General features: G+C 67.5%; 14 protein-coding genes. 7 read left to right on the top strand and 7 right to left on the bottom strand.

From position 1 onward, the window contains the following. The first annotated feature begins 113 nt into the window (after positions 1 to 113). Entirely contained in the window at positions 114 to 1,142 is a 1,029-nt protein-coding gene (locus ACFTSF_RS11990; RefSeq protein WP_344163420.1) for a LacI family DNA-binding transcriptional regulator, read from the top strand. Here ACFTSF_RS11990 and ACFTSF_RS11995 read toward each other — a convergent pair. The 5 genes from ACFTSF_RS11995 to ACFTSF_RS12015 are packed head-to-tail and all read right to left on the bottom strand — an operon-like array spanning position 1,115 to position 8,822. Next, positions 1,115 to 3,058, bottom strand: a complete 1,944-nt coding sequence (locus ACFTSF_RS11995; RefSeq protein ID WP_380153986.1) for a beta-galactosidase — start codon at positions 3,056 to 3,058, stop codon at positions 1,115 to 1,117. The two genes, ACFTSF_RS11990 and ACFTSF_RS11995, sit on opposite strands and share 28 nt — an antisense overlap. Next, positions 3,058 to 5,232 (bottom strand): WD40/YVTN/BNR-like repeat-containing protein, encoded by a 2,175-nt coding sequence (locus tag ACFTSF_RS12000; protein WP_380153840.1) that lies wholly within the window; start codon positions 5,230 to 5,232, stop codon positions 3,058 to 3,060. Before ACFTSF_RS12000 ends, ACFTSF_RS11995 begins: the two co-directional genes overlap by 1 nt. Positions 5,233 to 5,237: 5 nt before the next feature. Beyond that, positions 5,238 to 6,212, bottom strand: a complete 975-nt coding sequence (locus ACFTSF_RS12005; protein WP_344163414.1) for a carbohydrate ABC transporter permease — start codon at positions 6,210 to 6,212, stop codon at positions 5,238 to 5,240. Then, on the bottom strand, positions 6,209 to 7,171 hold the full coding sequence (locus ACFTSF_RS12010; protein WP_380153841.1) for an ABC transporter permease: 963 nt from the start codon (positions 7,169 to 7,171) through the stop codon (positions 6,209 to 6,211). Before ACFTSF_RS12010 ends, ACFTSF_RS12005 begins: the two co-directional genes overlap by 4 nt. Next, positions 7,155 to 8,822: an extracellular solute-binding protein gene (locus tag ACFTSF_RS12015; RefSeq protein WP_380153842.1), complete on the bottom strand. Its 1,668-nt coding sequence runs from the start codon at positions 8,820 to 8,822 to the stop codon at positions 7,155 to 7,157. The genes ACFTSF_RS12010 and ACFTSF_RS12015 overlap by 17 nt, the downstream gene beginning before the upstream one ends. 141 nt (positions 8,823 to 8,963) lie before the next feature. Here ACFTSF_RS12015 and ACFTSF_RS12020 point away from each other — a divergent pair, with 141 nt between their 5' ends. Further along, entirely contained in the window at positions 8,964 to 10,148 is a 1,185-nt protein-coding gene (locus ACFTSF_RS12020) for an ROK family protein (protein ID WP_380153843.1), read from the top strand. 157 nt (positions 10,149 to 10,305) lie between these two features. After that, positions 10,306 to 13,080, top strand: a complete 2,775-nt coding sequence (locus tag ACFTSF_RS12025; protein WP_380153844.1) for a glycoside hydrolase family 3 C-terminal domain-containing protein — start codon at positions 10,306 to 10,308, stop codon at positions 13,078 to 13,080. Here ACFTSF_RS12025 and yicI read toward each other — a convergent pair. Beyond that, complete coding sequence (gene yicI, locus ACFTSF_RS12030) at positions 13,073 to 15,292, bottom strand: alpha-xylosidase (protein WP_380153845.1); 2,220 nt, start codon at positions 15,290 to 15,292, stop codon at positions 13,073 to 13,075. The two genes, ACFTSF_RS12025 and yicI, sit on opposite strands and share 8 nt — an antisense overlap. Before the next feature lie 167 nt (positions 15,293 to 15,459). Between yicI and ACFTSF_RS12035 the strand changes: the two genes are divergently transcribed. The 4 genes from ACFTSF_RS12035 (at position 15,460) to araA (ending at position 20,861) form a co-directional block, all read left to right on the top strand. Then, positions 15,460 to 16,953: an alpha-N-arabinofuranosidase gene (locus tag ACFTSF_RS12035; protein WP_380153846.1), complete on the top strand. Its 1,494-nt coding sequence runs from the start codon at positions 15,460 to 15,462 to the stop codon at positions 16,951 to 16,953. Between the two features lie 67 nt (positions 16,954 to 17,020). Then, on the top strand, positions 17,021 to 18,700 hold the full coding sequence (gene araB, locus ACFTSF_RS12040; RefSeq protein WP_380153847.1) for a ribulokinase: 1,680 nt from the start codon (positions 17,021 to 17,023) through the stop codon (positions 18,698 to 18,700). Then, entirely contained in the window at positions 18,697 to 19,350 is a 654-nt protein-coding gene (locus ACFTSF_RS12045; protein WP_344163393.1) for an L-ribulose-5-phosphate 4-epimerase, read from the top strand. Before araB ends, ACFTSF_RS12045 begins: the two co-directional genes overlap by 4 nt. After that, positions 19,347 to 20,861: an L-arabinose isomerase gene (araA, locus tag ACFTSF_RS12050; RefSeq protein ID WP_380153848.1), complete on the top strand. Its 1,515-nt coding sequence runs from the start codon at positions 19,347 to 19,349 to the stop codon at positions 20,859 to 20,861. The genes ACFTSF_RS12045 and araA overlap by 4 nt, the downstream gene beginning before the upstream one ends. Before the next feature lie 69 nt (positions 20,862 to 20,930). Here araA and ACFTSF_RS12055 read toward each other — a convergent pair whose 3' ends face one another. Further along, complete coding sequence (locus ACFTSF_RS12055; RefSeq protein ID WP_380153849.1) at positions 20,931 to 22,457, bottom strand: family 43 glycosylhydrolase; 1,527 nt, start codon at positions 22,455 to 22,457, stop codon at positions 20,931 to 20,933.

Here is a 22,457-nt window from a genome sequence, read left to right on the forward strand (position 1 = left end):
GCCACCGACTCCAGGGACTTCCACTGTCGCAATGCGAAGCCAGTCGGTCAATATCTCAGGAGGTGGTAATATCGAAGCGCTTCGAAATCCAACTCCGACCCTGAGGTGGGCCCATGGTGACGATCGCCGATGTTGCGCGGCATGCGGGCGTCGCGACCAGCACCGTGTCCTATGTTCTCAGCGGGAAGCGCTCCATCTCCCCCGAGACACGCCAGCGCGTGAACGCAAGCGTCGACGCGCTCGGCTACCGGCCGAATGCTAGCGCCCGGGCCCTGGCCTCGAACAGGTCGAACGTGCTGGCCCTGGTGATCCCGCTGCGGGCCGACATGCACGTGCCGGTGCTGATGCAGTTCGCGGCGGCCGTGGTGACCTCGGCCCGCCGGTACGACCATGACGTCCTGCTCCTCACCGCGGACGAGGGTGCCGCCGGGCTGGAGCGGATCCAGCAGAGCTCGCTGGTCGACGCGGTCGTGGTGATGGACATCGAACTGCACGACGAACGGGTCCCCCTGCTCCGCGGCCTGGACCTGCCGTCGATGCTGATCGGGACGCCCCTCGACTCCGACGGTCTGACGTGTATCGACCTGGACTTCGTGCAGGCGGCCGAGCTCTGCGTCGATCATCTCGCCGACCTCGGGCACCAGGACGTCGCCCTGCTGGGGACACCGTCCGCTGTGTACGAACGCCAGACCGCGTTCGCGCATCGCACTCTCGAGGGCTTCCGGTCGGCCGCCCGGCGTCGCGGTGTTCATGGTGTGGAGACCCCCTGCGAGCCGACTCACGAGGCAGTGCTGAAGACGGTCCAGGAGTTACTCACCCAAGAGCCCGGCCTCACCGGACTGGTGGTTCAGAACGAGCCGATCATCGGCCCGCTGCTCGAGGTTCTCCGCCGGCTCGGCCGCCGGGTCCCCGAGGACATGTCGGTGCTGGCGATCTGCGCGGACGACGTCGCCGAGGGGCAATCTCCCCGGCTGTCCTCGGTGTCGATCCCGGCCGACGAGATCGGCGGGCGGGCCGTCGACCTGCTGATCGGCAAGCTGGACGGGCTTGCCCCAGCGCCGACGACCCTCGTCCCGGCTGTACTGACCGCGCGCGCGAGCAGCGGTCCCGCACCTCAGCCGGACCGCTCCACCACCGCCTGATCTCCTGGCTTCAGCGTCAGAACGCCCTCGATCGGCCGTCGGCTGATCAGGTCGTGCCCCTCGATCTCGATCGTGGCCTCGCCCGCGCCGTGGTTCAGCAGGAACGTCCACGTGGTCTCACCCTGCCGTCGGCGAACCAGCTCCACCTCGTCCGGCAGGTCCGGTACGGCGACCCCGGCCCGTCGGCAGGCGGTCTCGACGAGCCGCTGGTAGCCGGCGTCCTCGAGTTGGGTCGACACGTACCAGGCCTCGCCGCCACCGAAGGAGTTCCGGGTGATCGCCGGGGAACCGGCCAGTGGCCCACTCGCATAGACGTCGATCACCTCCGCCCCCTCCGGCCCCACGTGCTCACTCCACCACCGTCCTTTTCCGGCGTCGGCCAGCTCGGTCTCGGCGACCGGATAGAACTCCTCGACCCGGATTCCGAGCAGCTCACGGAATGCACCCGGATAGCCACCGAGAAATACCCGGCAGTTCGGATTCACAATGCCGCTGAAATACGTCACCAGCACATGACCGCCCGCCGCCACGTATTCCCGCAGTACGGCAGCGTGAGCTGGATCGATCAAATACAACGACGGCACCACGACAAGCCGGTACGGCGACAGATCCGCCGAGGGATGAATCACGTCGACCCCGATCCCGGCGTGCCAGAACTGCCGGTGCGCGGACTGCACCGCCTCGAGGTAGTCGAGCTCCGACGACGGCAGATGTGTCCCCTGCATCGCCCACCAGGCCGCACTGTCCCAGAGGACCGCGACCTCCGCCTCGACCGAGCTGCCGCTGATCTCGTCCAGCCGCCCCAAGAGTCCACCAAGCTCGCAGACCTCCAGGAACCGCCGAGACTCCTGGCCGGCGTGCGGCACCATCCCGGGATGGTGCTGCTCGGCCCCGCCGGCCGAAGCCCGCCACTGGAAGAACATCGCACCGCGAGATCCACGGGCGATATGCGACAGACTCATCCGAGTCATCCGGCCCGGTTCCTTGGTCTGCAACCGCGTCCCGACATTGATGCCGCCCGGAGCCTGCTCCATCAGCAGCCACTCCCCGCGCCGGGCCCAACCACGGGCCAGATCAGCCGCGAAGGCCGTCTGCTCCTCGGGCCCGAGCCCAGTCCCGGACGGGTAGTTGTCAATGGCAACAAGGTCGACAGCGTCTGCCCAGCGGTGGTGATCGACCGGCACCCAACCGCCGAAGACGAAGTTCGTCGTCACCGGGACATCCGGCGTCGCCGCCGCGAGGATCGCCTTCTGTTCCTTGAAGGCCGCGAGCAGTTCGTCCGACCAGAACCGCCGATAGTCGACGTACTGGGCCGGATTGACCAAGTACTGCGTCGCTCGGGGCGGCATCACCTCGGCCCAGTCCGAATACCGCTGGCTCCAGAACGACGTCGTCCACGCCGCGTTCAGCGCATCAAGATCGCCGTACTGGTAGCGAAGCCAGGTGCGGAAGGAGGCCGCGGCCTGGTCGCAGTAACACGTGGTGCCGTACTCGTTGTGCACGTGCCACATCGTCAGCGCCGGATGTTCGGCGTACCGGTCGGCCAGCACACCGCAGATCCGCGCCGCCGCCTCGCGGTAGGCCGGCGAGCAGACGCAGTACGTGTCCCGACTGCCGTGGGTCAGCCGGGTTCCGGTCGGCGTCACCGTGAGGGCTTCCGGGTGCTGCAGGCTGAACCACGGTGGTGGCGACGCGGTCGGTGTCGCCAGATCCACACCGATACCGTGATCCGCGAGTTGGTCCAGCACCGTATCCAGCCAGCCGAACTCGTACTGCCCGGGCCTCGGCTCCAGATTCGACCAGGAGAAGACGCCGACCGTGGCCAGGTTCACCCCGGCCCACTGCATCAGCTCGGCGTCCTCCTTCCAGGTCTCCGGCGACCACTGCTCGGGGTTGTAATCGCCACCGAAGTACATCAACAGATCTCTCCGTAAGGGATGCCAAGTCCGTTCGTGGACACGAAAACTCGCCCGAACACCCGCGGGTCACCGGTGATCGCGTCGTTGGTCGAGGCGTACTGGTGCTGGTCGTCATTGATCCGGATCCAGGTCCGGCCGATGTCGTCGGAGCGGTAGATCCCCCACTGACCGCCGACCTTGCCGGAGATATAGGCCGCCATGTGCGACCGTCCCGGCGCGGCCTTGCCGAAGCCGATCGTCAACGCCTGCTCGACCGCCGCGAGCCGCTCGAATGTCACCGCCTGGTCGGTGGAGCGATACAGCCCACCGCTTCCGCCCGCGAGCCAGCAATGCCCGGCCTGATCCAGCACGGTCTCCAGCTTCACGCCAGACAGGACCAGACCCGTTGCCGTCGGCGCGAAAGTCCGCCCACCATCAACACTCCGGTACGCCGTCCCTGCGGCGACCGCATAGAACAGCGCCGGGTCCACGCGGTCGCCGACCACCGTGACGTCGTTCGGCAGCCCTTCGACCGGAGACCAAGTGGCACCGCGGTCTCGCGAGAAGTGCGGGACCTGGTTGCCCGGGACCCACACAAGAGTGCGCGCATCGGTGCTGACGGCAACCTTTCCGGTCTGCGTCAGCCCGGCGGGCTCACCGGGGAACGGAGCCCACGTCTTACCGGCATCGACCGAGATCGCGCCGCGCTCCCCCGCACCGGCATTCGCCAGCCGGACGACGAAGCCCGGCGTACGAGCGGCATAGTCGAGACTCGGTGAGGTACCGCTGACCGGGTTCGCGGCCTGACCATCCGGCGGTACGACGTCCAGCCGGTCGTGCCGGTAGACGCCGATGTCGCCGAGCGCGCTGATCAACGGCGGTCCCCATGGCGGGCTGATCAGGTCCAGCACCGCGGTCTCCTCGAGCCCTTGCGCCCGCACCGACCAATGCGTACTGCCGCCACGCTCGGCATTCGTCACGTCATCGGTGCCGAACACGGTCGCACCCGTCACGTACATGACCTTGTTCGAGTCGAACGGATCGATCGAGATGTCGCCGATCATCCAGCCGAGTTTCGCCTTCTCTCCATGGAAGGTCAGGTACGGCGCTCCGGACACGTCCAGCTCGAGATGTTCGGTGATCGAATGCCAGGTGGCGCCACCGTCGACCGACCGGAAGATGTCGTCGACCGGACCCCACCGGCTCATCGTCGCCACCATCACCACGCCCGGCTTGCGGGGATCGAGTGCGAGACCCGCGTACCCGAACCCGGCCTCGCCACCGGTGTTCGGACGCAGCGGCGTGATGTCGGTCCACACCCCGGTCCGGGTGTCGAGTTTGTGGACTGAGCCGTCGTACATCTCGTACGGCCCCGGGCGGTCGCCGTAGGTGACATAGAGGCAGCCGTCGGGACCGAGCTCGCCGTGATGCGGCATCAAACCGGTCGGTTGACCAGCGACCGGCTGCCAGGTCGAGCCGCCGTCCGTACTGCGGTGCAGGGGCGACGCGAGATCCGTCCCACCGACGTAGATGGTCGGCGTCGGGCGACCACGCCGGCCACCGCGCGGATCGAAGAAGATGAAGCCGAGCCCGATCCCCGCCGTACCGGTGCTTGGGAAGCTGTCCACTCGCGCCCAGGTGACGCCGCGGTCTGTGCTGCGCCACAAGCCCTGGTTGCGGGTGCCGAAGTAGAGCACGCGGCCGTCCATCGGGTCGACGACCAGCCGCTCGCCCATCGACCGGCCCGGCTCGTTACCACCCAGCTTGAACGGCAGATCCGTGCGCTCGAACGTCCGGCCCTGGTCCCGCGAGCGCAGGATCGCCCCGTTGATCGGTGACCACTCGTTCGTGTACGTGCCGACCGCGAGGTACAGCCGGGACGGATCCGCCGGATCGAGAGCGAGGCTCTCCACACCGGTCAGGCTCCAGTCCTCGAAGCCGACCCAGTTGAGTAGTTGCACCCAGCGCTGCGTGCGCTGGTCCAGCCGGGCCGCGCCGCCGATGTCGGTGCGAAGGTAGACCAGGCCGCGCTGCTTTGGGTGATGGATGATGCCGGTGACGAAGCCGCCGCCGACGATCTCGACATTGCGCCAGCGATACCGCTGCCCCGGCGCCGCGGCGGCTGACTGCGCCGACGTGGTGGCGACAGCCGCGGCTCCGGCGCTCAGTGCCAAGAAGTTCCTACGCTTCATGGTGATCACCCCTTCACGGCGCCGATGATGACGCCCTTGGTGAAGTGCTTCTGGATGAACGGGTAGGCCAGGAGCACCGGCAGGACCGCGATCACGACGATCGCCATCTTGATCGCCAGCGTCGGCGCGGGTGCCAGGTTCATTCCGGGCGATGCCGCGATCCCACCGGCGCCGGACGGCAACTGCTGCGCCTGCACGATGTAGGTCCGCAGCACGAGCTGCAACGGCCACTTGTTGTTGTCGTTGAGGTACAGCAAGGCGTTGAAGAAGGCGTTCCAGTAGCTGACCGCGTAGAACAGCCCGACGACCGCCACCACCGCCTTGGACAGCGGCATCACGATCCGGGTCAGGATGCCGAACTCGCCGGCGCCGTCCACCCGGGCACTGTCGATCAGTTCCCCCGGGATGCCCATGAAGAACGAGCGCATCACGATCAGATTGAACGCCGAGATCGCCGTCGGAAGAATCAGCGAGGCGTAGCTGTCGATCAGTCCCAAGGAGCTGACCAGGAGATAGCTGGGGATGATGCCGGGCCCGAACAGGAACGTCAGCAGCACCACGAACAGCAACGGACGGTGCAGCAACGAGCCCGGTCGCGACAGTCCGTACGCCGCCAGGACGGTGATGGCCAGGCTGAACAGCGTCCCGATCGCCGTGACGCCCATGCTGACCACCAAGGCTTTGGTAACCACTCCCCCGGACAGCAACTGGACGTACGCCGCCAGCGTCAGCTCCCGCGGGACGACCACCAGACCGCCGGCCCGGGTGACCGCTTCGGTGCTCGACAGGCTGGTCACCACTACGACGTACAGGGGGAAAGTGACGGCCAGGACGACCAGCCCGAGCACCACACCCTTGCTGATCCGGCCGGGGATCGACGGTGGCTCTTCCCAGACCGGGCGTTCGTTCTCCACAGCTGCCCGGCGCCGGGCCAGCCGACTGCTCAGCCGGTCGGGGAGAGTCAGATTCTGTGCGGTCATGACTTCGAATACACCCCCTGCTCACCCATCATGTGAGCGAATCGATTGGCGACCAGGATCAGCACGAGTCCGACGACTCCCTTGAACAGTCCGGCGGCCGCGCCGTACCCGAAGTCACCGACCAGCAGGCCCTGGTAGTACACGAAGGTGTCCAGCACCTCCGACACCTCGGCTCCGACGGCGGACCGCTGCAGGATGAACTGCTCGAAGCCGACGCTCAGTGCGTCGCCCAGCCGCAGGATCAGCAGCAGCACGATGACCGGGCGTAGGCCGGGCAGCGTGATGTGCCACAACCGCCGCCACCGGTTGGCGCCGTCGGCGGCCGCCGCCTCGTACAGGGCCGGGTTGATGGTGCTCAGCGCCGCGAGGAAGACGATCATCCCCCACCCGGCGTCCTTCCAGACCGACTGCGACGTGACCAGCAGCAGGAAGGTATCCGGGTTGGTCATCAGGTCGAACGCGCCGTGCCCGTTGTTGCGCAAGGCCTGCGCGAGCAGGCCCGAGCCACCCAGCATCTGCTGGAACAGCGAGACGACCAGTACCCAGGAGAAGAAGTGCGGCAGGTACGCGACGCCCTGGATGAGTGTCCGCACCCGGACCGAGAGCACGCTGTTCAGCAGCAGCGCCAGGAAGATCGGGATCGGGAAGAAGAACACCAGCTGGAAGCCGGTGATCGTCAGCGTGTTCAGCATCGCCGACCAGAACTCCGGCTCGCCGAACAGCCGGGCGAAGTTGGCGAACCCGATCCACTCGCTGCCCCGGATCCCGGCGTACGGCGAGTAGTCCTGGAACGCGATCACGTTGCCCAGCGTCGGGAAGTAGTGGAACACCCCGAGCAGCACGATCACGGGCGAGACCATCAGCAGCAGCGGCCAGTCCCGGCGGAACCGCTGCCGCCAGTTCGCGCCGCCTCTGCCGCTGCGGACGGGACGGCGGCGACCCTCAGCGACCGTTGTCACTGAGCACCTTCGCGAAGAAGTCGCGACCCGCGTCGCCGCCCTTGGTCTGCCACTCCTTGATCGCGACCTTCAGATCGCTCATCGGCCGGCGGCCGCGGTAGATGTCCTGCAGCTTGTCGTCGAACGGCTGGGCCAGTGCCGCGTACTTCGCGGGCTGCTCGATGCGGATCCCCTCGAACAGGTTCTTCTCCCGGTACTTCGCCGCCAGGTTCTGCCAGGCGCTCATCGCCTCCACGTAGCCCGGGTACTCGCTCTGCGTGATGGCGTTCGGCCGGCCGCCGAGGAACAGGTACGTCGGCGCGATCTCCTTCTGGCCCAGCGGAGTCAGCTTGGGCGCGCCGGACGGCAGCCGGGTGTAGTGCTTGCCTTCGACACCGTAGTTGTAGAGCTGGTTCTCCTCGGTACCGAACGGCGAGGCGGTGTAGTTGAGGACTCCCAGCAGCTCGGCGATGCGGTCCGGCGCCAGGCCCTTCTTCATGAACGTGAAGATGCCGGCCGGGTCACCGCCCCACACGATCGGTGTGCCGCCGTCGTGCGCGAACGGCGCGACCGCCTGCATGCCGAACGACGGGTTGTTGGCCTGCCGCTGCAGCGTCTCCGCCCACGTCCCGGTCCCGTCCTGACGGATCACCACCTGACCGCCTTCGAACAGCGGCTTCTGGTCGGCGCTGTTGTTCGCGACGACCTCCGGGTGCACCCAGCCGTTCTGGAACGTCTTGCGCACAAAGGCCACGGCCTCTTCGAACTCCGGCGTCTCGATCTTGTTGACCAGCTTGCCGCTGGAGTCCTTGCGCCAGCCGGCCGGTACGCCGTACGCCCGCTGGACCTCGTCGGAGATCCCGCCGAACGCCCACTGCTTGCGCTTGGCATCGGTCAGCTGCTTGCCGAGCGCCTCGAGTTCCGCGATCGTCTTCGGCGGCTGCGCGCCGGCCTTGTCCAGTAGGTCCTTGCGGTAGTACAGGATCCAGGGGGCGCCACCGCCGGGGAACGGGACCGCCTTGAGCTGTCCGTTCCAGACCGAGAACGACCACGCCGCGGTCGGCAGGTTCGCGAGCATCGGGTACGGCGACACCTTGTCACCGGCAAGATGCGGTGTCAGGTCCTCGAACAGCTTGTCCACGGCCTGGCCGAACCGGGTCAGGCCGCCGATGTTCCAGCCCGGGATGCAGAGCAGCTCCGGAACGTTGCCGGCCGCAAGCAGCGGACCGAGCTTGTCGCCGTAGTCGATCCCGTTGACGATGTTGAACCGAACCCCCGCGCCGATCCGCTCGTTGTTGGCGGCGTAGTACGAGTTGCTGCCCAGTCCGGGTGGGCTCGGCGCCCACAGCGGGGTCATCGCTGTGACCTCCTTGCCGCTCTTGACCGGTGGCTCGGTGATCACCTTCTTGAGGTCGGTCGGGTACTTGGTGAACCCGGGGTCCGCACCGTGCTCACCAGGCAGATCGGGCTTCACCCCTTCGTACGCCGTGTACTTCGGCAGCAGGCCGGTGAGCTTGTCGGTGGCCTCGGCGCGGCCCGCGGTCGTCGATCCGCCGCCACCACCGTCCGAGCAGGCGGTCAACGACGCGCCGCCTGCGACGGCCGCCGTACCGGCTCCGACAAGGGCTAGAAAACTCCGGCGGTTCGGTCCGCTGCTTCCAGTTCCGGTCACGATGAGTCCCTTCCACTGGGAACGACGGACGTTCCAAGCTAGAGTTAGTTTGGCTTGACGCCAAACAAAGTAGAGGATGCGCCGGGCCGCGACAAGATGCCAGACTGAAGACACCGCACCACCGACCCGAACGGACACACGTTGAGCACACTCACTGCCGGCTACAGCGATGTTCGGGCGACCAATCTGTCCGCGGTGCTGGGATTCCTGCGCGCCAACGCCCCATGTTCGCGGGCCGCCATCGCCGGCGGCACCGGCCTGAACAAGGCGACCATCACCAACATCGTCGGCGATCTGATCGACCGGCGGCTGATCCGCGAGACCGAGCAGACGCAGAACCGGGTCGGCCGCCCGGCGACACTGCTCGAGCTGGACGGATCGGCGTACGCGGCGATCGGGATGGAGATCAGCGCGCGTGGTCTGACCGCGATCGCGTACGACGCGGCCGGTGGGCAGATCCTGCGTTGGCATCGCTCCGGCCCTGGTCGCGGCGCCGGCCCGGACAAGACGCTGACGGCGACGAGCGCGCTCGCCCGACGCGCAATGGCAGCCGTCGAGGCCACCGGCCGACAGATCCTCGGGCTGACCGTCGGAGTACCCGGGCTCGTCGATCGCGACGGCACCGTCGTACTGGCTGCTGGTCTCGGTTGGCGCGACTACCCGCTCAAGCCGCGGCTGCTCGACGCACTGAGCCACCCCACCTTCAGCGTGTCGGTCGACAACGACGCCAACCTGAGCGCGCTCGCCGAGTATCGGTATGGCCCGCACGCGGGCACGAACAACCTCATCCAGATCTCCGGCGACACCGGTCTCGGGGCCGGAGTCATCGCCGACGGCCGTCCACTCCAAGGCAACCTCGGGTACGTCGGAGAGGTCGGTCATCTGCGCGTTGCGCCCGACGGTCCGGTCTGTGGCTGCGGACGTCGCGGCTGCCTGGAGGCCGTGGCCGGTATCCCTGCATTGGTACGGCGATTGCACGATGACACCGATGATCTCCAGTTGACCGTCGAGCAGATCGTCGCCCGCGCGAGCGCCGGTGACAGCGAGACCGTGAAGGCGTTGCTCGAGACCGGCAGCTGGCTCGGGCAGGGTGTGGCGATGCTGGCCAACCTGCTCAATCCGGCGCTGATCGTGCTCGGCGGGTACTACGCGACCCTCGGCGAGTGGCTGCTGCCGGCGGTCGAGAAGGAACTGCACGGGCAGGCACTCGCACCACAGGCCGGCGGATGCAAGGTCGCACTCTCGGCCCTCGGGCACGACATCACCGCCATCGGCGCGGTGGCGCGATCCCTCGACCAGCTCGACGCCGGACGTATCCCCAGCTGATCACTTAGCCCGAAATCTTTCGCCTCGACCGCTGCCCGGATCTTGACCGGGTCGCCGTGGAGTGCGACCCTTCCAGAACTGTCGAAGCGCTTCGACGCTGCTCGAATCCACCTTTCGAGCGCGCCGGCAGCCACCGAACGCCCGGAGACGACAACCGATGAGCCAGTCAGACGACGTGTTCCGCGATCCGCAGCAGCCCGTGGCCGACCGGGTCGCCGACCTGATGGCTCGGCTCGAACCGGCCGAGAAGCTCGGTCTCCTCCATCAGCATCAGGCCGCTGTCCCCCGGCTGGGCGTCGGCCCGTTCCGGACCGGCACGGAAGCTCTGCACGGAGTCGCCTGGCTCGGTCCCGCCACCGTCTTCCCGCAGGCGGTCGGCCTCGCGACCAGCTGGAACCCCGACCTGCTGCACGCCGTCGGTACGGCGGTCGGCTCCGAGGTGCGCGCCTTCCACGACAAGGATCCGGCCGCCGTCGGTCTGAACGTCTGGGCGCCCGTCGTGAACCCGTTGCGAGACCCCCGCTGGGGTCGCAATGAAGAGGGCTACAGCGAAGATCCCTGGCTGACCGGTGAGCTCGCGATCGCCTTCGGTTCCGGACTGGCCGGCGACGGCTCCGGTCCGCTGCAGACTGCGCCGACCCTCAAGCATTTCCTTGCCTACAACAACGAAACCGACCGCTGCACGACCTCCAGCAACATGCCCGCCCGAGTACTGCGTGAGTACGAACTGCCGGCCTTCGAAGCGCCACTGCGCGCCGGAGCGGCGGTGGCCGTGATGCCGTCGTACAACCTCGTCAACGGTCGGCCTGCCCACCTGAGTCCGCTGATCAACGACGTGCTGCGGGGCTGGTCCGATCAGGAAGTGCTGGTCGTCAGCGATGCGGGGGCACCGGCGAATCTTTACGGTCTGCAGGGGTACTGCGCGGACGGGGCGATCGCTTATGCGGCGGCGTTGCGCGCGGGGGTGGACAGCTTCACGCAGGACGACAACGATCCGAGTGGCACCACCCGGCTCCTCGAGGAGGCGCTGTCGCGTGGGCTGATCACGCAGCAGGACATCGATCGGGCCGCTGCGCGCGCGCTGACCTTGCGGTTCCGGCTCGGCGAGTTCGACCCCGCTGTCGAGACTGCTCCGGACATCGTCGGTTGCCAGGCACATCGCGACCTGGCGCAGGACGCGGCCCGGCAGTCGTTCGTACTGCTCAAGAACGACGACCTGCTGCCGCTGTCCACCGACATCAAGCGGGTGGCCGTGCTCGGCCCCTTGGCCGACACCCTGCAGGAGGATTGGTACTCCGGCACGCTGCCGTACCAGGTGACTGCGGTGAAGGCATTGACCGAGCGCCTCGGACCCGACGCCGTCGAGTACTGCGAAGGTGCGGACCGGGTGCAGTTCGGTGTCGGCGGGTTGGCTCTGGAGGCCGGCGAGGACGCGGTGGTCGGGCTGACCAGGTCCAGCGCCGGGTTCGACCTCTTCGATTGGGGCGGCGGTTTCTGCACGCTGCGCTCGGTCCGGACGGGCCGCTATCTGACCGTCACGGACGACGGCACCTTGCGGGCCGATCACCCCGGGCCGAACAGCTGGGTCGTCAAGGAGACCTTCGAACTCGTCCACGTCGAGGACGGCAAATGCCTGCTCCGCCATCACACGTCCGGTCACTACGTCACCAAGTGTGATGACGGGCGGATCGAGGTCACCGCGGACGAGCCGACCGTGTTCGACTTCACGAGGATCGCCGATGGCGCCGTACTGGCCGCTGCGGCCGCGGCGCGCGCCGACGTCGCGGTGGTTGTCGTCGGCAACCATCCGCTGGTGAACGGCCGCGAGACCGAGGACCGCATCAGCCTGGACCTGCCCGCCGGGCAGAAGCGACTGACTCTCGCCGTACAGGCAGCTAACGCACGGACCGTCCTGGTGATGTCGAGCAGCTACCCGTTCTCGGTCGGCTGGGCGGAGCGTGAGCTGCCCGCGGTCGTCTGGTCGGCGCACGGCGGCCAGGAGTACGGCCACGCGCTCGCCGACGTCCTGTTCGGGGTTGTCGATGCCGCCGGTCGGCTGCCGCAGACGTGGTACCGGTCGGAGGCAGATCTGCCCGATCTGCTCGACTACGACATCATCACCAGCGACGCCACCTACCAGTACTTCCGTGGCACTCCGCTCTACCCCTTCGGCCACGGCCTCAGCTACACGACCTTCGCGTACGGCGAGCTGGAGATCGGCACGCCGACGATCGCCAAGGACGGCGAGGTGCTGGTGAGCTGCACAGTCACCAATACCGGCACCCGGCCGGGCCACGAGGTCGTCCAGCTCTACACCCATCAGCAGAACTCGCGGGTCAAGCAGCCGCTGCGCCGCCTCCGCGCCGTCCAGCACCTCGATCTCGAGCCCGGTGAATCCGCGCGGGCCGAGCTGACCGTCCGGGCCGCCGATCTGGCGATCTGGGACGTGACGCGGGATTGCTACTGGATCGAGCCGGCTCGGCACAGCATCCTGATCGGGCGGTCGTGTACCGACATCCGGCTCAGCGCACCGGTCGACGTACTCGGCGATCCGATCCCTGACCGCGAACTGACGGTTCCCCTGCGGGCTGACACGTTCGACGAGTACTGCGGCCTCACGCTCACGGACGCCGACCACGGCGACGCCGTACGGTCTGAGCACCCAGGTGCTTGGCTCGCCTTTGCGGACACCGACTTCGGCTCCGGCCCGGTGGAGTGCCTGCTCACCGTGGCCAGCGAGCTCTCCAAGCCGGCCACGATCGAGCTCCGGCTCGACGACCCGTACCACGGTCCTGTGCTGGCCACCGTCGAGGTCGACCCGACCAGCTGGACGCAGCTCACCACCGCACTCGCCGCCGGCTCCGGCGTTCACACGCTGTACGTCGTGTTCGCCGAAGCCGGGGTGTTCCTGCGCGAGCTGTCCTTCAGCTGACGGTTATCGTGAAGTGGTCGCAGTTGCCTTCGACAACTGCGGCCACCGGCTGACCGTCGGTCAGCGTCAGCTCGACGACTGCGGCGGTACCGCCACCGGGCCGAGGCAACCGAATCCGGCGGACGTCACCTTCGGTGGGCTGGAACCACCGCAGCTCGACCCCGTCGGCCCAGTCGTACTCCGGCCGGTCGTCGACCGCACCCACCGGCAGGATCGCACCTTCACGGACGTAGACCGGCAGGCTATCGAAGCCGTGCTGCTGAGTGAACCAACGCGCACCATTGAGCTGCTCGCCATCCAGCAAGCTCGTCCACCGGCCCTCTGGCAGGTAGAAGGTCACTGCGCCATCGGCACTCAGTATCGGCGCGACGAGGATGTCCGGACCGAGCATGTACTGGCGATCCAGGTGACTGACCGCGGGATCGTCCGGGAACTCCAGCACCATCGGCCGCATCATCGGCGTACCGGTCTGGTGCGCCTGTTCCGCGACCTCGGCGAGGTACGGCATCAGTGACAACTTGAGCTTGGTGAAGCGACGCAGTACGGCCACCGCTTCGTCGTCGAAGGCCCACGGCACGCGGTACGAGCTCGAGCCGTGCAGCCGCGAATGCGAGGACAGCAAGCCGAAAGGCACCCAGCGCTTGAAGACCGCGGCATCCGGTGTGCCCTCGAAGCCACCGATGTCGTGACTCCAGTAGCCGAAGCCGGACGATGCCAGCGACAGGCCACCGCGCAGCGACTCGGCCATCGCCTCGAACGTCGACTCACAGTCGCCACCCCAGTGGACTGGGAACTGCTGACCACCGGCTGTCGCCGATCGCGCGAACAGAACGGCTTCGCCATCACCGCGGTTCTCGCGCAGCAGATCGAAGACCGCCTCGTTATAGAGGTGCGGGTAGTAGTTGTGCATGCGCTCCGGATCGGAACCGTCGTACCAGCTGACGTCGGTCGGGATCCGCTCACCGAAGTCGGTCTTGAAACAGTCGACGCCCAGATCGATGAGGCCTTGCAACTTGGACCGGTACCACGCCGTCGCCGCTGGGTTGGTGAAGTCGACGATCCCCATCCCGGCTTGCCACATGTCCCACTGCCAGACCGAGCCGTCGGGGCGCTTCAGCAGATAGCCGTGCTCACGCCCTTCCTCGAACAGCGCCGACCGCTGCGCGATGTACGGGTTGATCCACAGACTCACGCGCAAGCCGCGTTCCTTCAGCCGCCGGACCATGCCGGCCGGGTCCGGGAAGGCGATCGGGTCCCAGACGAAGTCACACCAGTGGAACTGCCGCATCCAGAAGCAATCGAAGTGGAACACACTCAACGGAAGATCGCGTTCGGCCATCCCGTCGACGAACGACGCCACCGTCGGCTCGTTGTAGTCGGTGGTGAACGATGTCGACAGCCACAGTCCCATCGACCAGGCGGGTACCCGAGCCGGGCGACCGGTCAGGCCGGTGTAGCGGCGCAGGACGTCCTTCGGCGTCGGGCCGGCGAAGACGAGATACCGCAGCTCCTGGCCCTCGACGCTGAACTGGTTGCGCGAGACCACCTCGGAGCCGACCTCGAACGAGACATGCGCCGGGGTGTCGACCAGTACGCCGTACCCGCGGCTGCTCATGTAGAACGGGACGTTCTTGTACGCCTGCTCGCTCGACGTACCGCCGTCGGCGTTCCAGATGTCGACGACCTGGCCGTTCTTCACCAGCGGACCGAACCGCTCACCGAGCCCGTAGACGCTCTCGCCAACTCCGAGCGACAGCTGCTCGTGCAGGTACTGCCGGCCATCCGCGTCGGTGATCAGCCCGACGCTGCGGGCGCCCGAGCCGGTCAGCTCACCGCGACCGTCCTCGAAGCGTAGGTCCCAAGGACCATCGAGCTGCAGTACGGCGGTCAGGTCGCCGCTGGTCAATCGCGCGGTCGTCTCGTCCACCTCGACCTTGACCGGATGCAGGTCATCGGTCTCCAGCTCGAACGCCGGCCTGGGCGGTAGTCCGCCGGCGTGGTGAACGATCCGGACGCCGATCACGCCTTCCGCAGGCGCATCGAGCGTGATCGTGAACAACGGCTGGTTCAGCGTGTCACCGCGGCGGTCGATCCGGCGGGCCGGCGCGAACGCGGTCACCGACCGCTCCCCCGCCTCCACACTCTCGACACCGGCGGGCGACAGCCGGCTCACCCCGGGCCGCAACTGCCAGTAACCATCGGTGAACTTCATCGGCGGCCTTTCGCTTGAGTTGTCGAAGCGCTTCGACGAATCTAAGGGCGCACCAATTCAGGGTCAAGAGAAAGCCGGACAGGGCTGATGTTTATCGATATACTCACCGGCGTGCTGTGCCGCCGGAAAGGGCTGCGCGTCGTCCCCGATCGAGAGGCTGGACCCCTGTGAGTGCAACCCGCGCGGTCATCGACCTGGATCTGCCCGGAGCGCGGATCAGCCGCCATCTCTACGGGCACTTCGCCGAACATCTCGGCCGCTGTATCTACGGCGGCTTCTGGGTCGGCGAGGACTCCCCGATCCCGAACATCCGCGGCATCCGCACCGACGTGGTCGAGGCGCTCCGCGCCCTGCAGATCCCGAACCTGCGCTGGCCCGGCGGCTGCTTCGCCGACGAGTACCACTGGCGCGACGGCGTCGGCCCGCGGGACGAGCGGCCGACGATGGTCAACACCCACTGGGGCAACGTCGTCGAGGACAACAGTTTCGGCACCCACGAGTTCCTCGACCTGTGCGAACTGCTCGGCGCCGACCCGTACATCAGCGCGAACGTCGGCTCGGGTTCGGTCCGCGAGATGCGCGAGTGGGTCGACTACCTGACCGGGGTCGGCGCATCGCCGATGACCAACCTGCGGCGCGCCAACGGCCGGGAAGAGCCGTGGAAGGTGCCGTTCTGGGGTGTCGGCAACGAGTCCTGGGGCTGCGGCGGCAACATGCGTGCCGAGGCGTACGCCGACCTGGCGCGGCAGTACGCGACCTACTGCCGTGACCACGGCGACAACAAGCTCTACCGGATCGCCGCCGGCGCGAACTCCGACGACTACAGCTGGACCGAGACGCTGATGCGCACCATCGGCGGCTGCGGCAAGGGCCCACTGCAGGGGATTTCCCTGCACTACTACACGATCGCCGGCGACTGGGACGACAAGGGCCACGCCACCGACTTCAGCCTCGACGAGTACTACGCGACATTGGCGAAGGCGAACAAGATCGACGAGCTGCTGCGCCGGCACTCCACCGTGATGGACATGTTCGACCCCTGCGGCAAGGTCGGTCTCGTGCTCGACGAGTGGGGCACCTGGTGGAACGTTGCCGACGGCACCAACCCCGGCTTCCTCTACCAGCAGAACACGATCCGCGACGCCCTGGTCGCCAGCCTGCACTTCGACACCTTCCACCGGCACGCGAAGCGCTTGACGATGGCCAACATCGCGCAGACGGTCAACGTCCTGCAGGCGATGATCCTGACCGACCCCGACACCAACGCGCTGGTCCGCACCCCGACGTACCACGTCTTCGAGATGAACACGCCTCACCACGACGCTGACAGCCTCGCCGTACACCTCCTGGACGCACCGACCCGCGACGACATCTCGATGGTCTCGGCCTCGGCCTCCACCAAGGACGGCACCGCGCTGATCTCGCTCTCGAACCTGGACGCCGAGGAGTCGCGCCCGATCGTCCTCGACCTCCGCGGCCGCGAGGTCTCCGGGCACACTGCCCGCATCCTCTCCGCCAAGACCCCCCAAGCCCACAACACCCCGGCAAACCCCGACGCCGTGGCACCGCAGGCCTTCGAAGGCGTCACCGCCCACCCCGCCGGCCTGCAGCTCGAACTCCCGCCCCACTCCTACGTCACGGTCTCGGTCACTCTCACCTAGGTATTACGCTCTGGCCCGCTGACTGTTAGCGTTAACTGCAACCAGTCAGCCAGCACAGAGGGCATTCATGACCGAGAATGTTAACGCTCACAGTCAGTACGTCGTCGGTGTCGACTTCGGGACGCTGTCCGGCCGGGCCGTGGTGGTCCGGGTGTCGGACGGCGCCGAGGTGGGCACCGCGGTGTACGAGTACCGGCACGGGGTGATCGAGGGCCGGCTGCCCGGGTCCGACATCGCGCTCGGGCCGGCCTGGGCCCTGCAGGCGCCCAGCAACTGGCGCGACGTGCTGCTGCACGCGGTGCCGGAGGCGGTTGCGGCGGCGGGCATCTCGGTGGACGACGTGGTTGGCATCGGCACCGACTTCACCGCGTGCACTGTGTTGCCTACGCTCGCCGATGGGACGCCGCTGTGCGAGGTGCGCGGTATGTGGTTCCGCCCGCACGCGTGGCCCAAGCTCTGGAAGCACCACGCGGCGCAGCCGCAGGCGGACCGCATCAACGCCGTCGCGGAACAGCGCGGCGAGTCCTGGCTACCGCGGTACGGCGGCCGGATCTCGTCGGAGTGGCAGTTCGCCAAGGCGCTGCAGGTGCTGGAGGAGGACCCGGAGACGTACCGGCGTGCCGATCGCTGGATCGAGGCGGCCGACTGGATCGTCTGGCAGCTGACCGGTGTCGAGACTCGCAACGTGTGCACGGCCGGTTACAAGGGCATCCACACCGAGGACGGCTACCCGTCCCGGGAGTATCTCGAGGCCCTGAACCCGGCGTTCGGTGACTTCACCGCCAAGCTGGAGCACCCGCTGTCCCCGCTCGGCGGGCTGGCTGGTCGGCTGACCACCGAGGCTGCGGCGCTGACCGGGCTTCCCGCCGGGATCGCCGTTGCGGTCGGCAACGTGGACGCCCATGTCACCGCGGCCGCGGCCGATGCGGTCCGGCCCGGTCAGCTGGTCGCGATCATGGGTACGTCGACCTGTCACGTGATGTCGTCCGAGCAGCTCGCCGAGGTCCCCGGGATGTGCGGTGTCGTCCGCGACGGCATCGTCGACGGCCTGTGGGGATACGAGGCCGGGCAGTCGGCGGTCGGCGACATCTTCGGCTGGTTCGTGGACACCGCCGTACCGGCTGAGTATCACGCCGAAGCGCAGCGTCGCGGTGTGACCGTGCACGACTATCTCGCCTCGCTCGCCGAGCAGCAGCCGGTCGGGCGGCACGGCCTGATCGCCCTGGACTGGCACAACGGCAACCGGTCCGTCCTGGTCGACCACGACCTGTCCGCCGTGGTGATCGGCCAGACGCTCGAGACCAAGCCGGAGGACACGTACCGCGCGCTCATCGAGGCGACCGCGTTCGGAACGCGCACGATCCTCGACGCATTCGAGAAGTCCGGCGTACCGGTCACTGAGTTCATCGTCGCCGGTGGTCTGCTGAAGAACCGGCTGGTGATGCAGATCTACGCCGACGTCCTGCGGCGTCCACTGTCGGTGATCGGCTCCTCGCAGGGGCCTGCACTCGGGTCGGCGATCCACGCGGCCGTTGCCGCTGGCACCTACCCGGACGTGCCCAGCGCGGCCGCCGCGATGGGCGGGCGTACTGAGGCAGCCTTCGTCCCCGACGAGGATCGCGCCGATGTCTACGACCGCCTGTACGCCGAGTATCGCGACCTCCACGACTATTTCGCGGGCGAGCGGCACGGCGGTAGCGGCGTACTGCATCGCCTCCGCGCGCTCCGGAACGAGGCAGCCAAGTGACCGTCAGCCGCCTCCGCGAAGAGGTCTGCACCCTGCACGCCGAACTGGTCCGCTACGGCCTGGTCGCCTGGACGGCCGGCAACGTGTCCGGCCGCGTGCCTGGCGAGGATCTGTTCGTCATCAAACCCAGTGGGATCTCGTACGACGACCTCAGCCCCGACACGATCGTGGTGTGCGATCTCGACGGGAAGGTGGTCGAGGGCGACCTCGATCCTTCCAGCGACACCGCGGCCCACGCCTATGTGTACCGCGAAATGCCTGAGGTCGGCGGAGTCGTGCACACGCACTCGACGTACGCGACCGCCTGGGCTGCTCGGGCCGAGGCGATCCCGTGTGTGCTGACTGCGATGGCCGACGAGTTCGGCGGCGAGATCCCGGTCGGGCCGTTCGCGCTGATCGGGAACGACGACATCGGCCGCGGGATCGTGGCGACGCTGTCCGGGCACCGATCCCCGGCAGTCCTGATGCAGAACCACGGGGTGTTCACGATCGGCAAGGACGCGAAGGCCGCCGTGAAGGCGGCGGTGATGTGCGAGGACGTCGCCCGCACCGTGCACCTCGCCCGCTCGGCCGGTGAGCTGACAGCCATCGCCCCGGAAGACATCGACCGGCTCTACGACCGGTACCAGAACGTGTACGGCCAACGATGACGGAGACAGTTGTGACATCTGTGACCCCGACCGAAGTCTGGTTCCTGACCGGCAGCCAGGGCCTGTACGGCCCGGAGACGCTGCAACAGGTCGCCGACCAGTCGCGCAGTCTCGCCGAGCAACTGGCCGCATCCGGCGACCTCGCTCCCCGAGTGGTCTGGAAGGAGGTGCTCACCGACGCCGACGCGATCCGCCGGGTCTGCCTGGAGGCGAACGCGAACGATGCCTGTATCGGCGTGATCGCGTGGATGCACACCTTCTCCCCCGCCAAGATGTGGATCGCCGGGCTCGACGCCCTCCGCACCCCGTTGCTGCACCTGCACACACAGGCCAACGTCGACTTGCCCTGGGCAACGATCGACATGGACTTCATGAACCTGAACCAGGCCGCGCACGGCGACCGCGAGTTCGGCTACCTGCAGACCCGGCTCGGTGTGGCCCGGACCACGGTGGCCGGTCACGTCTCCGACCCGTCGGTCCGCGCCCGGATCGCCGTCTGGGCTCGTGCCGCGGCCGGGTACGCGGCCATGCGGACGATGCGGGTCGCGCGCTTCGGCGACAACATGCGCGACGTCGCGGTGACCGAGGGCGACAAGGTTGAAGCTCAACTGCATTTCGGGGTGTCGGTCAACACGTACGGCGTCAACGACCTGGTCGCGGTCGTCGACGAGATCTCCGACTCGGCTGTCGACACACTGCTCAAGGAGTACGACTTCGACGTCGTACCGGAACTGCGTCCGGGCGGCGAGCGGCACGAGTCGCTGCGGTACGCCGCCCGCATCGAGGCCGGACTCCGCGCCTTCCTCACCGACGGCGGTTTCACCGCATTCACGACGAACTTCGAAGACCTCGGCGGACTGCGGCAGCTCCCCGGCCTCGCCGTCCAGCGGTTGATGGCCGACGGCTACGGCTTCGGTGGCGAGGGTGACTGGAAGACCTCCGTCCTGCTCCGCACCCTGAAGGTTGCCGCCGGCAACCTGCCCGGCGGTACGTCGTTCATGGAGGACTACACCTACAACCTGACCCCCGGCGCGGAGCGCATCCTCGGCGCCCACATGCTCGAGGTCTGTCCGTCCATCGCCGCCGGCACCCCGACCGCCGAGATCCACGCGCTCGGTATCGGCGGCCGCGAGGACCCGGTCCGCCTGGTCTTCGACGCCGCCCCCGGCCCGGCCGTCGTCATCGGCATGGCCGACCTCGGCGACCGCTTCCGCCTGGTAGCCAACGAGGTCGACGTCGTCGCCCCCGACCACCCACTCCCCCAGCTCCCAGTCGCCCGAGCCGTCTGGAAGCCCCGCCCCAACCTACGCACCTCAGCCGAAGCCTGGCTGACCGCCGGCGGCCCGCACCACACAGTCCTCAGTACGGCGCTCGGCATCGACGAACTCGCCGACCTCGCCGAGATGACCCGCACCGAACTAGCAGTCATCGACGCCGACACCACCACCCGCCGCTTCACCCAAGAACTCCGCTGGTCCCAGGCCTACTACCGCCTCGCCCAGGGCTTCTGACCGGCGACAAGAGCCCCGGTCGCCGCGTCACAACACACCAGGCGTGACACGGCGACCGGGTGTTCAGGACTAGGACCGGGTCAGCGAGAAGTCGTCGGCCCGGACCCAGTTGTTCGCCTTGGCGTCGGAGTAGACGCCGACCTCGACCGTGCCGTTCGTGACGTTGATCCCGGAGATGGTGATCTGGGTCCACGCACTGATCGACGAGGCGATCGAGGCGACCTTGTCGGAGCCGCCGTAACCACGTGCGAAGATCTCCGCGCGGTTCTGCCCACCTCCGCCTCGGACCCAGGCCCGCAGCGTGTAGGTGCCATTCGGTACGGCGATCGACTGCCACAACCTCGCTTTGTACGCGGCGTCGTCCCAGTGCGTCATCGCCCACCGGCCGGTGCGGCCCGGGCTCACGTTCGCCGTGGCATCGGCTCCGGCGTCGACGGACTTCTGCCAGCCGGTCAGGTTCGTCGTCGCGACCCGGTCGGCCTCGAAACTGGGGTTCATGGCGTAGTTGTTGCCGGCACCGACCGCCCATTGCCCGGTCGACTCGTTGAGGGTCCACTGGCTGAGTGATCGCATCACCGGCGTACTGCCGTTGAAGGTGATCGGCACCCACTGGTTGTAGCCGAGACCGTTACCCGCGAAGTCGGACCAGCGGTCCCCCGCCGAGATCACGAACGATCCCGAACTGCCGTTGACCGGAATCATCATGCCGGTCTGCGACACGTGCGAGAAGTCCGCGGTGGAACCCTGCATCACCGCCTCACCGGAGTACGGCCCGAGGATGTTCGTCGCCGAGATGTAGTAGGTGTGGGAGGAGTTCCAGCCGTGCAGGTCGGATGAGCAGAAGTAGTACCGGCCGCCGTGCTTGAACATCACGTTGCCTTCGCGACCACCGGACGAGCTGTTGAAGACGTTCGTGGCGGGTTCGATGTTCAGGTAGTCGGACGGCCGGAGTGCCGAGACGTAGAGATGGCTGCGTCCCTGGGTGTTGCTGAATACCAGGTACGCCTTGCCGTTGTCGTCGATGAACACCGTCTGGTCGCCGGACATCCCGTTGACCACGTTCGCGATCGACGTCTGCACGTGATGTGTGGTGAACGATCCGGTCGGCGTACTGCTGGTCGCGAACAACACGCCACTGCCGAGTGGTCCGTTGTACTGCGTGACGAGCACGTACTTGCCGGTGTTGGGATTGCGGGCGACCCCAAGCCGCCCGACCCAGTCGCTGGCACCGAGACTGGCCGCTGTGATCACGTTGCCGCGGAACGTCCAGTTCACCAGGTCAGTGGACGAGTAGCAGGTGACGGCGTTGAACGAGGTGTCGCTGTTCTTACCCGACGGGTTGTTGTAATACGTGACGGCGCCGTTGTACTTGACGCCGTACCAGTAGTAGGTGTTGCCCTCGAGCAGGACGCCGCCGCCTTGGGAGAAGATCGGGTTGCCGGCGGTGTCCTTCCAGAAGACGTCATTGGTGATGGCCGGATCGGCGGTGACCGCGGCGAACGCGGGCACTCCGAGCGTGAGACCAGCGGCAGCTGCGGCTGCCCCGGCCAGAACTGATCGTCGGGTCACGCCTCCAGGACTGTCATTGATGGTCAT

This window comes from Kribbella sp. NPDC056951 (assembly GCF_042674205.1).
GTDB classification, from domain to species: domain Bacteria; phylum Actinomycetota; class Actinomycetes; order Propionibacteriales; family Kribbellaceae; genus Kribbella; species Kribbella yunnanensis.

Excerpts from the sequence above, each read along its gene's own strand:
- ACFTSF_RS11990 (WP_344163420.1), top strand. The coding sequence starts at position 114 with ATGGTGACGATCGCCGATGTTGCGCGGCATGCGGGCGTCGCGACCAGC.
- ACFTSF_RS11995 (WP_380153986.1), bottom strand. The coding sequence starts at position 3,058 with ATGTACTTCGGTGGCGATTACAACCCCGAGCAGTGGTCGCCGGAGACC.
- ACFTSF_RS12000 (WP_380153840.1), bottom strand. The coding sequence starts at position 5,232 with ATGAAGCGTAGGAACTTCTTGGCACTGAGCGCCGGAGCCGCGGCTGTC.
- ACFTSF_RS12005 (WP_344163414.1), bottom strand. The coding sequence starts at position 6,212 with ATGACCGCACAGAATCTGACTCTCCCCGACCGGCTGAGCAGTCGGCTG.
- ACFTSF_RS12025 (WP_380153844.1), top strand. The coding sequence starts at position 10,306 with ATGAGCCAGTCAGACGACGTGTTCCGCGATCCGCAGCAGCCCGTGGCC.
- yicI (WP_380153845.1), bottom strand. The coding sequence starts at position 15,292 with ATGAAGTTCACCGATGGTTACTGGCAGTTGCGGCCCGGGGTGAGCCGG.
- araB (WP_380153847.1), top strand. The coding sequence starts at position 17,021 with ATGACCGAGAATGTTAACGCTCACAGTCAGTACGTCGTCGGTGTCGAC.
- araA (WP_380153848.1), top strand. The coding sequence starts at position 19,347 with ATGACGGAGACAGTTGTGACATCTGTGACCCCGACCGAAGTCTGGTTC.
- ACFTSF_RS12055 (WP_380153849.1), bottom strand. The coding sequence starts at position 22,457 with ATGACCATCAATGACAGTCCTGGAGGCGTGACCCGACGATCAGTTCTG.